The sequence below is a fragment of the Paraburkholderia kirstenboschensis genome, from assembly GCF_904848585.1.
In the GTDB taxonomy this organism is placed as follows: Bacteria; Pseudomonadota; Gammaproteobacteria; order Burkholderiales; family Burkholderiaceae; genus Paraburkholderia; species Paraburkholderia kirstenboschensis.
The window spans coordinates 1-10,962 of record NZ_CAJHCR010000044.1 but is presented as its reverse complement, the minus strand read 5'-3'; the positions used below and the strand labels follow the sequence as shown (position 1 = coordinate 10,962).

Annotated in this window: 12 protein-coding genes and 1 pseudogene; 9 read left to right on the top strand and 4 right to left on the bottom strand. The window is 59.2% G+C overall.

Annotated elements, in window-relative coordinates; genetic code table 11:
* The 8 genes and pseudogenes from JMY24_RS37490 to JMY24_RS37455 all read left to right on the top strand — a co-directional run.
* Window positions 1-603, top strand: a pseudogene (locus JMY24_RS37490) (hypothetical protein); the annotation flags it as partial.
* Window positions 604-1,486: 883 nt separating this feature from the next.
* A complete protein-coding gene (locus JMY24_RS37485; protein ID WP_128596578.1) occupies window positions 1,487-1,921 on the top strand; it encodes a hypothetical protein in 435 nt (144 codons plus the stop codon).
* An 80-nt stretch (window positions 1,922-2,001) separates the two neighbouring features.
* Entirely contained in the window at window positions 2,002-2,466 is a 465-nt protein-coding gene (locus tag JMY24_RS37480; RefSeq protein ID WP_128596579.1) for a MarR family winged helix-turn-helix transcriptional regulator, read from the top strand.
* Between the two features lie 75 nt (window positions 2,467-2,541).
* Entirely contained in the window at window positions 2,542-3,534 is a 993-nt protein-coding gene (locus JMY24_RS37475; RefSeq protein ID WP_128596580.1) for a carbon-nitrogen hydrolase family protein, read from the top strand.
* Between the two features lie 247 nt (window positions 3,535-3,781).
* Window positions 3,782-4,717, top strand: coding sequence for an NmrA family NAD(P)-binding protein (locus JMY24_RS37470; RefSeq protein ID WP_121311104.1), 936 nt, complete (start codon window positions 3,782-3,784; stop codon window positions 4,715-4,717).
* Between the two features lie 107 nt (window positions 4,718-4,824).
* Window positions 4,825-6,177, top strand: coding sequence for an epoxide hydrolase family protein (locus JMY24_RS37465; protein ID WP_128596581.1), 1,353 nt, complete (start codon window positions 4,825-4,827; stop codon window positions 6,175-6,177).
* Window positions 6,178-6,357: 180 nt separating this feature from the next.
* Window positions 6,358-6,561 (top strand): hypothetical protein, encoded by a 204-nt coding sequence (locus tag JMY24_RS37460; RefSeq protein WP_128596582.1) that lies wholly within the window; start codon window positions 6,358-6,360, stop codon window positions 6,559-6,561.
* Window positions 6,561-6,959 (top strand): hypothetical protein, encoded by a 399-nt coding sequence (locus JMY24_RS37455; protein ID WP_236597770.1) that lies wholly within the window; start codon window positions 6,561-6,563, stop codon window positions 6,957-6,959. The genes JMY24_RS37460 and JMY24_RS37455 overlap by 1 nt, the downstream gene beginning before the upstream one ends.
* A gap of 49 nt (window positions 6,960-7,008) precedes the next feature.
* Here JMY24_RS37455 and JMY24_RS39530 read toward each other — a convergent pair whose 3' ends face one another.
* The 4 genes from JMY24_RS39530 to JMY24_RS37440 form a co-directional block, all read right to left on the bottom strand.
* Window positions 7,009-7,311 carry a helix-turn-helix transcriptional regulator gene (locus tag JMY24_RS39530; RefSeq protein WP_328809341.1) on the bottom strand — a complete coding sequence of 101 codons (303 nt, stop codon included), beginning with the start codon at window positions 7,309-7,311 and terminating at the stop codon, window positions 7,009-7,011.
* A 60-nt stretch (window positions 7,312-7,371) separates the two neighbouring features.
* Entirely contained in the window at window positions 7,372-7,977 is a 606-nt protein-coding gene (locus JMY24_RS39525; RefSeq protein WP_328809340.1) for a cupin domain-containing protein, read from the bottom strand.
* 497 nt (window positions 7,978-8,474) lie between these two features.
* Window positions 8,475-9,011 carry a carboxymuconolactone decarboxylase family protein gene (locus JMY24_RS37445; protein ID WP_201704047.1) on the bottom strand — a complete coding sequence of 179 codons (537 nt, stop codon included), beginning with the start codon at window positions 9,009-9,011 and terminating at the stop codon, window positions 8,475-8,477.
* 242 nt (window positions 9,012-9,253) lie between these two features.
* Window positions 9,254-10,291: a GlxA family transcriptional regulator gene (locus tag JMY24_RS37440; RefSeq protein WP_201704045.1), complete on the bottom strand. Its 1,038-nt coding sequence runs from the start codon at window positions 10,289-10,291 to the stop codon at window positions 9,254-9,256.
* Between the two features lie 153 nt (window positions 10,292-10,444).
* On the opposite strand from JMY24_RS37440, the gene JMY24_RS37435 reads away from it, so the two are divergent.
* Entirely contained in the window at window positions 10,445-10,636 is a 192-nt protein-coding gene (locus tag JMY24_RS37435) for a hypothetical protein (protein WP_121311111.1), read from the top strand.
* Window positions 10,637-10,962 lie beyond the last annotated feature (326 nt).

The following is a 10,962-nucleotide window of genomic DNA, read 5'->3' as shown; positions in this document are numbered from 1 at the left end:
CCAAACGACAAAAAGAGGAGGAAATCGACGCACCAGAATGATGTTTCTGAGCATCAGGGGTGGGTCAATTCTAGATGCAAAAAGTGGGTCAGTTCGCGGTGCAAATCAACACTCCCATCGATCGAAAGCGCCTACGCCCAAGGGTATCGCCGGATCATCTACACGCCGAGCTATAGCCGTTCTGACCATTTGCTGGGCGCGAGCAAAGACGCGCTGTTGATCAGCGGTGCCTATGGCAGTGACCTCGCGCAGGTGTTCATGGCTTCGTCGCGCTACGGTGGCACAAAGGACGAGGAAAGCCTGCTGAGCCGCATTGTTGCCATTGCCGCCACTGTCGATATCCCAACCAGCAGCAACGGCACCGCGTCTGTCGCAGATCTTTACATCGCCAACGGGCGCGCCCTCGGAACCCTGAAGCGCTTCAAGGAGGCCGACGAGTTCATGGCCGCCCACCGCCTTGTGCGTTGGGAAGACGAGCTGACACGCCTGCTCGATGCCGGGTCGGTCACGCACGACGCTGTCAAGGAAGCGTTCCCGCGCAGCCATGGGATCGACGCCTTCTTGGCCGAACACGCGGCAACGCGTTCGGGCCAAACAGCGTGAGGCGAAAGGGGCGCGGCCTCTTGGCCGACGCCCCTCCAGCACCCACGGGCTGCTCCATGGACGTTGCCTGATTTCTCAACCGCCGGCTGGTTTTCATCCGCCAGCGCGAACGACGTCGGCTGCGACCGGCCGCCTCGGGCAGCAGCCGGCCAGGAACCGTCATTCGCCAATCTCACCGTTTGGACGTTCGGATGTCGCATCCGCCTCCGCAAACGGCCATTCAAGGGCCGGGGTGAACGCATCCTGCTCCGGGAAGCTCAGACGACAGTTCACCGCCGGCTATTGGAAGTACTGTCGGCAGTTGTGCTCTAAGGGGTTTGCTGTCCGCGGCCTGCCAGATTGTCAATCGGCAGCGCTATGCGACTCGCGCCCGTCTGTCACGCGCGCGCAAATTGCATTTGATATTCGTACGGCGAAAAACCCGTTTTGCGCTTAAACAGCTCTCGAAACGTACTGGTATTCCCATAGCCCACGCGCTGACTGACCAATTCGAGTCCGATAGGCTGCGACTCCAGCACTGTCTGGCGATCTCGATGCGCAGGCTCTGCAGATACGTCACAGACGCAAGGCCACCCGCCTGTTTGAACCGGCGGTTCAGCGTCCGTTGCTGACCGCAAGCCACTTGGCAAGGGCGCTCAGCCGGAACCCTTGCTCTCGGTTTCGACCCGCGCGCCATCGCTTTTCGGTTCAGAAGGTTGGCGGCATTCTGAACGTCGCTGGGGCCCGCGACGCCCGACGCCAGCGTCCCGTCATTAGACCCAGATGCGGATTGTGATTATTTGCGCAGATGTCCGTTATTCCTCGAATAATGGCGATGCTGCCACTGTCACGACCCTCCGTAAAGACCGATGATCGCCTCACCGAACATCGACGGAGCTTCAAGATGAGATTCAACGATACAGCGCCAGTTCTCACGCCGGCCGGCGGCCTGCCGTTCTGGCTTGCCAGACTGGCCGCGAATGCGACGCTTGAAGCGACGGTCCTGAAGCGGCCGGTCGAAGGACGGCCTGACATCCTCGCGGTCATTCAGCATGCCGTTTCGCTCTACGAATTCCAGCAGCACAGCTACAAGGGCGAAATAGGTGAGCGGCTCTACGTGGAGTCATATCGCTCGCAGATTCAGGGCGTGCCGATCGAGACGCTGCTTGTCGCGCATTTGAACGAACAGGGTGAAGCAGATTCCGTGGTGATCAATCATCGCCCGCTGAACGCCGCATTGCTGTTTTCGAAGCTTATGTGGGAGAGGGTCGATGAGCGATTTCGCGATCTCTATCTGAGCGGACCCGAAGCCGACGCAATGAATGTGGCAGCGAAATAACAACGTATTCACAGCACGTGGTCGTCGACGCACTCTGAAATTTGACCTTCACTACATTGCATATCCAACACGGACCCGACATGTCATTAGATGTTCAGCATGCAGCGAATAACGCCGAGAGCGGCGAGATCGCACGGAACTGTCTGCTCACGCGCACGCGGCAGATTTCCAGGGTTTTGACCTCGATCTACGACGACGCACTACGGCCGTTCGACATCAACGCGTCACAATTCACGCTGCTTGTGCTGATCGTCGAATTCGGGCCGCTCAGCCGGTCGGATCTCGGGCGCCGCAATTGCCACGACCGCACGACGCTGACCAGAAATCTGCGGCCTCTGATGTTGCGCGGACTGGTTCGCGAAGATGCACCAGCAGACAATGGCCGCAGCCGCCTTCTTTCGGTCACGCAACAAGGTCACGCATTGCTGCGCGACGCCGCCCCCGGATGGTTGGCCGCACAAACACAAGCCAAGGCGCTCGTTGGCACGGTCGGCGCAGACGCGCTGATGGGCATTGCGGGAATGTTGCCGTATCGCACGAGCTAATTTTTGTCACGAATGTTGCATATGCAACACCACCCGGGCGTTTCGTGCCCATCCTCTTTTGTCATGGAGTCTGCAATGAAAGTCGTCAAAGCCGCCGCGGTACAGATCAGCCCAGTGCTCTATAGCCGTGATGCAACCGTCGCGAAGGTCGTACAAAAGATTCACGAGCTGGGTCAGAAGGGCGTGCAGTTCGCCACCTTTCCGGAAACCGTGGTGCCTTATTACCCGTACTTCGCGGCCGTCCAGACGGGCATCCAGCTTCTTTCCGGCACCGAGCATCTGCGACTGCTCGAACAGTCGGTGACCGTGCCGTCGGCCGCAACCGAGGCGATTGGCGAGGCGGCGAGAAAGGCAGGCATGGTGGTTTCGATCGGCGTCAACGAGCGTGATGGTGGAACCATCTACAACACACAATTGCTCTTCGATGCCGATGGCACGCTGATCCAGCGCCGCCGCAAGATCACGCCCACGCATTTCGAACGGATGGTCTGGGGCCAGGGCGATGGGTCAGGTCTTCGCGCAGTGGATAGCGCGGTCGGCCGCATCGGCCAGCTTGCCTGCTTCGAACACAACAATCCGCTCGCGCGCTACGCGATGATGGCCGACGGCGAGCAGATTCATTCAGCGATGTATCCGGGTTCGGCGTTCGGCGAAGGATTTGCGCAACGAATGGAAATCAACATCCGTCAGCACGCGCTGGAGTCGGGCTGTTTCGTCGTCAATGCGACGGCATGGCTCGACGCCGATCAGCAGGCGCAAATCATGAAAGATACGGGTTGCGCAATCGGCCCCATTTCGGGCGGCTGTTTCACCACGATCGTGACACCGGACGGCATGCTGATTGGCGAACCGCTGCGCTCGGGCGAAGGCGAGGTGATTGCCGATCTCGACTTCACGATGATTGACCGGCGCAAGTTGTTGATGGATTCCGTAGGCCACTATAACCGGCCAGAACTGCTGAGTCTGATGATCGACCGCACACCGACCGCACACTTTCACGAACGTACCGTTCACGCCAATCCGGTTGCGGAACTGGCAACGGACGATCTGCGCACCACGGTTGCGTGATCAGATGTAGCGAAAACGCTGCTCGCAGCTCGAATCCGGGTGGAACAGGTGTGGATCTTCAACTACTTTCTAGAACGAGGCTTGCGGCACGTTGTTTGTCAATGCCGTTCGTCGTTAGATGGTCCGGCCTGTGGCCATCATCAGCAAGCACTGAAAAGCTGATCTGAACAAGCACTCCGCCGACACCCGATCGCCCTTAAGTGTGCATATGCATAAATTGTCCAGTACTGATGCAGAGGTAAAAACCATGAACATTCAAACCAGCCAGCAACGCCGTATTCTCGTCACCGGTGCGGCCGGCGCGATCGGCGGCATTGGGCGCAATGTCACGGAAATGCTGCTCGCCAAAGGGCACAAGGTACGCGCTCTGGTTCGCCGCGAAGACGAACGCGCGGAAGATCTGCGTCGGCTCGGCGCCGAGGTCGTGATCGGCGATCTGACGGATCTCGCCGCGATGCATCGCGCAATCGAGGGTTGCGCGCGGATCTATTTCGGCATGTCGATTTCGGCTAACTATCTGGAAGCGACGGCCAACGTCGCCGCCGTGGCGCGTCATCACGGAATCGAAGCCCTGGTGAACATGTCGCAAATGACAGTCACGGAAATGAGCATCACTGCGAGCACCAACAGCCCGCAGCACAAACAACACTGGTTGGCGGAACAAGTGCTCGCATGGTCCGGGTTGCCGGTGGTCACGATGCGGCCCACGGTTTTTCTCGAAGGATTTTTCCTGCGGCTTGCTGATGCGGGGGTGCGTGATCGCGACGAGCTGGCATTGCCGCTCGGCGCGAGCCGCACTTCGCCGATCTCAGCCGTCGACGTGGCACGCGCCGTCTCCGTCATTCTCGACAATCCTGCTCCCCACATCGGACAGATCTATAACCTGACCGGCCCCGAGTCGGCCGATCTTGAACACTATGCGCGCGCGTTTTCCGACGCGTTGGGCCGGCCGATCCGTTACCGCGACGTGCCACTTTCCGCATGGACCACCACGCTGCGGGAAGCCGGTGTACCGGCGCACCTCGTCGACCATCTCGGCGTGATGGCGGAGCTGCATACGCAAGGAAGGTACGACCGCATGACCGACGATTTATCGCGGCTCACTGGTCAGGCGCCGATGGACATGCGGCAATTCGTGCAACTGCACGCGGCCGAATTCACTCGCGGCAAGATCGCTACGTAACGCATTCGCTGTCACGCAGAAAAAGTTCTAACGCGATCGCAATCGGTCGCGCGTGAGATTACAACGCGACCATCGAGAACATCGCTTTATCGACAATCAGGAAAATTATGTCAGAGAAGATGCTTGCACGATCCCTTTCCCGGCGCCGCTTCGTGAGTGTGGCCGCGGCGGCCGTCGCTGCAGGCTCATTTAGCCGACTTGCTTTCGCAGACACGAATCAGGCCATTACTGATGCCGCCCAGGCAGGCAGTGGCGACAAGTCCGCGATCCGTCCGCTGCGAATTCACGCACCTGAATCTCAACTCGTCGATTTGCGGCGACGCATCAAGGCAACGAGATGGCCGGATCGCGAGACGGTCAGCGACGATTCACAAGGCGTCCCGCTCGCGCTGATGCAAGAACTCGCCCATCGCTGGTCTACCGATTACGACTGGCGCAAGGTCGAAGCGAAATTGAATTCGCTGCCAAATTTCGTGACAGAGATCGACGGCGTGGACATCCATTTCATCCACGTGCGCTCGAAACATGAAAACGCGATGCCGCTCGTGGTGACGCACGGCTGGCCGGGTTCGGTCATCGAGCAACTGAAGATCATCGATCCGCTGACCAATCCGACGGCCTATGGGGCGAGCGCGTCGGACGCCTTCCATCTGGTGATTCCGTCATTGCCCGGTTATGGTTTCTCCGGCAAACCGAGGGAACTGGGTTGGGGGCCGGAGCGGACGGCGCGTGCGTGGGTGACGCTAATGAAACGCGTGGGCTATCCGAAATTCGCCGCGCAAGGCGGCGATCTGGGCGGCATTCTCGCGAACGTGATGGCCAAGCAGGCGCCGCCCGAGTTGATCGGCATTCACGTCAACTTTCCGGCGACGGTTCCGGCGGATATCGCCAAAGCGCTGCAAGTCAACGCACCTGCGCCGGCCGGACTCTCCGCAGAGGAAAAACTCGCATACGACCAACTGAGCGCGCTGTCAAAGAAGCGTGCGTACGCTCTCGAACAGGGTACTCGCCCGCAAACGCTATACGGACTCGCGGACTCGCCGATTGCGCTCGCCAGCTGGCTTGTCGATCACCCCGACGGCTACGGACAACCGGCAGCATCGATGACGTCGGCGGTACTTGGACGAACAGTTAACGGACATTCGGCAGGCGACCTGACACTGACCGACGTGCTCGATGACATCACGCTCTACTGGCTGACCAACACGGGCGTTTCGGCCGCGCGGTTCTATTGGGAATCGCACACCAATTTTTATGCCGCCGCTGATGTGTCCGTTCCGGCCGCCATCAGTGCGTTTCCCGGTGAAAACTATCAGGCGCCGCGCAGCTGGACCGAGCAGGCATATCACAACCTTATCTATTACAACCGGCCTGAGAAAGGCGGGCACTTCGCGGCATGGGAGCAACCGCTTCTGTTTGCGCAGGAGGTCCGCGCGGGATTGCGACCGCTGCGCGGGTAGCGGACGGAAGGTGACTTCGTGGATCTGTCAGCGGCCTTGGAAAGCGGGAAAGGGCCTGGGCTGCATCGACGCAGTCGCCGCTAATGCGCGTTCCAGTTTTTACGATGTCAGCCTATCCGCGGCCGTTGGCTCGGGCATGAGCAATTCACCAGTGAGGATTTGCAATGAAGAATGCACCAGATGGCGTACGCGAACACCAATTGCACGACCAGACCGGCCGCGCGACTGACGATCGTGCTTGCCGCCTTCGAACCGGAGGATCAGCCGCTCACGTCGCGGCACCCGGACGTCCTCGATTACTTCCACGCGCGTGGGCTTGCTACTACTAAACATCGTGGTCAACTGGCCGAAGGTTCCGCCTACATGCCGATGGTGGAGGTTTGATGAAACGCCTTTTTCTTAACCTGGTAACAGCCTCAGTGCTGTTCTCATCTGCTGGAGTTTCTATGTCGCAAACTACTCCGATGCCAACCACGCCAACCACGAAGATCCTGGCGATTGGTACTTTTCCACCGGGCACGGACATGCAACTTGTCCAGCACACTCTTCCGAACGAAGTTCGCGAGACGGCGCAGCTCTACCTCGAGGGCAAGATTGACCAGTGGTATTCATTGCAAGACCGGGCTGGCGTAGCGTTCATCCTGAACGTTACGGACGTAGATCAAGCACATGAAATGCTTGAGGCACTACCCTTGGGGAAAGCGCACTTAATGACATTCTCGCTCTTTCCAATAGGCCCATTGAAGCCGTTAAGTAAGCTATTGAACCCTGCTCCCCAGTAGAAAGCGCCAGAGCGTAGTCCGCCGCCTGAACGGCGGCGTGGGCAAGCGTCTACGAAACAGACATATTGCCGCCCGCGGCGCGGTAGCGCGCTGGAGTAACGCCGATAAGTCGCTTGAAAATACGCTGGAATGCCGCATCCGACTGATAGCCGACCATCTCGCCAATCTCGGCAATGGAAAGCCCGGATTGCAACAGGGTACGGCCTGCGAGCGTCATGCGTACTTCGGTCAGCACGTCGGTGGCGGAACGGCCAATCGCTTCCTGAAACTGACGTACAAAGGTAGCCCGCGACATATTGCAGAGTGCCGCAAACTGGTCAAGCGTCCAGTCTTTCTCGGGCGATTCGAACATGGCCGACACAGCCGCCTGCAACCGTGGGCGTCCTGCCAACGCCAGCAATCCGTGCGGTGCCTACGGGCCTGCGCTCGCAAAGCGCAAAGTCAGTGCAAACAGTGCGGCCGACAGATGGCTAACCAGCATTTCACTTCCCGGACCCTCGTCTAGTGCCTCCTCCCTCATCAGTTCGATCAGGCGGCCCAGACGCGTGCCGGCGATGCTCGCCGCTGATTGTTCAGCGTCTTTCCCGTCGTTGGGTGCGGTATTTGTTGTGCGCACGACGAGGCGGTCCGGTAGGTGGTCTCGCAGCAAGCGGTCGGGCACCGCACCCACCAGGAAACGGCCGCACAGGATGTCGGCCTTGGCTCCTGAACCCTCGTTCTCTTCAATCACAAGCGACCCATTTTGCCGTGCGATCAACGGCATCGCCGACTCTCCACTGCCATCATGAATGCGGTGAGCGCCACCAGCTGGGAAAATGATGATGTCGCCGGCAATGATCTGTTCAGGCGCGGCGCTCCCATATTCCAGCACCGCGCTTCCGGACAAGAGCACGTGATAAGGAATCTCACGAATGGCGGCAGTCTCTTGAGCGAACGCCCACGGCGCGCCCAGATGGCAACGCACATCTAGACGTCCGCTGACAGGAATGAGGGAGAGGACTCGACTTAGCAGATCCATATGAGCCGCTTGAGCAGGTTCTTGCGCCGGTCGGCAACTGGCGCTCTGAGCGCCTCGGGATTCGGTGGTTGCAACGAGAGACAAAAGATTCTACCTGAGCACCTGCATTCCCGCGCGAACGTACTGCCCTTGGCTTATTGCGCCCGCTCATGTCAAGGATGCGCTGCATGGTGACTGCAGCCGGATCGACACTCTGCGTTCCGACGATATGTTGAATGCGCCAGGCGCATGCCATCGCCCACGACAACGTATTCGATGGTCAGACCTGCCCCGTAAGTTCGCAGAGGCGAATACAGGCGATCACTTTGTATCGGGACGGGAACCCACGCCGCGTGCCAATCTCGGTGATGTCTTCGGAGCCGGGTATCGCGATGGCTGACGCCCGACACGCCAGCCGTAACCGATGGAACGCAAACATCGCAAACAGGGCGCCGAGCTGACGCCCTGCTCACCGTCGACCGGCGATTCAACCATAGTCGACGTTGCTTTGGTGACGCTTACGCGACAGCGGGAAAGTCCAACGTTGTATCGTTCACCCGATTCACGAGATTCGTGAACGTGATGGCTGCAACGGCGAGGCACACTTCGATCACTTGTTGTTCCGAGTAGCCGGCATGACGTACTGCATGCAGTTTGGCGGAGTCGACCGTTCCGGAAGTCTTCACGAGCGCATGGACGAAACTTACCAGTGCGTCGCGCTTCGCGTCACCGGTTGCGGCGCCAGCGCGGATCTGCTTCATCGCTTCCTGCGACAGACCGGCGACCTTGCCCATCAGCGTATGGGCGGCCACGCAGTAATCACAACCAGAAGCCTCGCTGACAGCAAGCTTGATGGTTTCGATATCCGCTTCCTTGAGGCTGCCGCTGCTGATCACGCCGTCCAGTGACAACAGGGCACTGAGGGCAGCCGGGCTGTGAGTGCCAATCGTGGCGAAAGCGTTCGGCACCTTGCCGACTGCTTTTTTGATTTGCGAGAAAATTTCGGCAGTTACGCCGGTAGCGGCTTGGGGATTAATCGTAGTAAGACGGGACATTGCTGACTCCTTGAAGCTGGGTTGATTGGCTAGCCATGTCGTATGGCATGGGAGTCAGTGTAGAGAGGACGGCGGCGGTCATGAATGCCGCCGCAGCACAGATTTATGCTTGAAAGGCTCAACGATATCTGACCTGCTGCGGACGAGCCGCAGCTTCGGGGGCGAGTTCTGGTGTATCAAACAAGGTTGCGGAATGGATAAAATGACGCGGGCGCTCGCGTGTTGTGCCGAGAGACGCCGCCTCAGCCGCGTTTGCTGCCTTGCTCGCCTTCCACCTGTGCCGCTACTGCCCGCGAAAACCGCATTTGATATTCGCTCGGAGACAACCCGGTCTTGCGCTTGAACAATTGCCTGAATGTGCTGATATCGCCGTAACCGACACGTTGGCTTACCGCCTCGAGCCCAATGGGCCGCGTCTCCAATAAACGCTTCGCGACCTCGATACGCAAATTCTGTAGGTACGTCAAAGGTGCGAGACCCACGGCCTCCTTGAAACGGCGATTGAGCGTGCGTTCGCTGACCGCAAGCGATGCAGCCAGATCGCTTAACCGGAATCCCTGTTGCAGCGTCGCCTCCATCTGCTGCTGAGCGCGCGCAACGAGCGTGTCGCTATGTCCGTGGTCGTGAAGAAGCGTTGCAAAGGACGCCTGCGAAGTCCGGTTCATGTCGATCAACAGCGCTTTCGCGGTCATCGTGGCGAGTTCTTCGCTGGCGAGTGTTTCGACGAGTTGCACCGCGAGATTCAAATACGACGTCACGGAACCGCCCGAGATGATGCCGTCTTGCGCGACAAGCACTTCCTGTGCACGAACTTCGACACGCGGATAGCGACGCGCGAAGTCCGCAGCTCTCGCCCAGTGGGTTGTAGCTGCGCGGCCATCCAGCAGGCCGGCCTCCGCAAGCAGATAATTGGCCGTGCAGTAAGCCGCCAGCACTGCCCCTGCCTTGCGTTGGCGCCTCAGCGCCGAAGTCAGCTCCTTCAATTGCCCGCGGTCCCCGATGAACTCGTCGATATTCGAGAAAAACGGTGCCGTCAGCAGAATGGCGTCCGCGCGTTTGCGTGGGTCGATCTTGCCGTCGACCTGAATGGTCTGGCCCGAGGCAGCCTTGACAGGTTGCCCATCAAGGGATTCGACGCGCCATACAAATTTGGGCGCGAGTGCCGTGCCCGTCGCAGCCTTGCGCGCATGAAACTGATTGGCCGCGCTGAAGACGTCAACCGGGCCTGCGACGCCGGACGCGAGGATTCCGTCATAGACCCAGATGCGGATGATGGCCATTTCTCGTGTCTGAAATTGCTTGAGAAAAGGTGATTCTGTCATTTTCACCCGCGCGAGTAAACCCTGATTATGGGCACATCCAATAAACTGAAAGCAGGGACAGCGCCACACCTGTGATCAATGCAAATTAATGCACTGTGACACGAAACCGCGGTGACGCCCAACGCCGAAACGCGACTCGACAAGGAACTGACGGACATCCTCATCACGGCGGAAGGCTACGGTTCAGCCAGCCCGATTGCTCAGCACGTGGCTGGATCCAGCCTCATCGCCACGCTGCGATCTATGCAGGGGCGAACGCGCAACGACAATCCGGTTTCGGTCGGTGCTGACCGCTCAACATGACCTGTTCGCTTTGCGCCACCCGATGACCACGGCGAGGATGCGGCGTCTAACGAGACTCGTCGATCTGTATCGTGTGCTCGTGCTCCTGAACGGGAAGCCATTGAGACTTCGACTCCGGACGGAGCTTGTGCCCAAGCCGAGAATGCGTAAGTGCAGTGCGTCCGATGCACATCGGAAGCAGCCATTGAAGCCACGATGGCCTGAACGGCCGCTCCGGGTGGCGGATTCAACCGGTCGATGCAATAGTTTGCTGGAACCGTTCGGCAGGCGTTTCGTAGCCCAGCGTCTTTCTCGGACGCTCGTTCAATCGTCTTGCCACGGCATTG

Bases quoted from the DNA above. Each gene is read 5' to 3' on its own strand.
- JMY24_RS37455 (WP_236597770.1), top strand. From the start codon at position 6,561: ATGAAACGCCTTTTTCTTAACCTGGTAACAGCCTCAGTGCTGTTCTCA.
- JMY24_RS37460 (WP_128596582.1), top strand. From the start codon at position 6,358: ATGGCGTACGCGAACACCAATTGCACGACCAGACCGGCCGCGCGACTG.
- JMY24_RS37465 (WP_128596581.1), top strand. From the start codon at position 4,825: ATGTCAGAGAAGATGCTTGCACGATCCCTTTCCCGGCGCCGCTTCGTG.
- JMY24_RS39525 (WP_328809340.1), bottom strand. From the start codon at position 7,977: ATGGATCTGCTAAGTCGAGTCCTCTCCCTCATTCCTGTCAGCGGACGT.
- JMY24_RS39530 (WP_328809341.1), bottom strand. From the start codon at position 7,311: ATGTTCGAATCGCCCGAGAAAGACTGGACGCTTGACCAGTTTGCGGCA.
- JMY24_RS37485 (WP_128596578.1), top strand. From the start codon at position 1,487: ATGAGATTCAACGATACAGCGCCAGTTCTCACGCCGGCCGGCGGCCTG.
- JMY24_RS37445 (WP_201704047.1), bottom strand. From the start codon at position 9,011: ATGTCCCGTCTTACTACGATTAATCCCCAAGCCGCTACCGGCGTAACT.
- JMY24_RS37475 (WP_128596580.1), top strand. From the start codon at position 2,542: ATGAAAGTCGTCAAAGCCGCCGCGGTACAGATCAGCCCAGTGCTCTAT.
- JMY24_RS37480 (WP_128596579.1), top strand. From the start codon at position 2,002: ATGTCATTAGATGTTCAGCATGCAGCGAATAACGCCGAGAGCGGCGAG.
- JMY24_RS37440 (WP_201704045.1), bottom strand. From the start codon at position 10,291: ATGGCCATCATCCGCATCTGGGTCTATGACGGAATCCTCGCGTCCGGC.
- JMY24_RS37470 (WP_121311104.1), top strand. From the start codon at position 3,782: ATGAACATTCAAACCAGCCAGCAACGCCGTATTCTCGTCACCGGTGCG.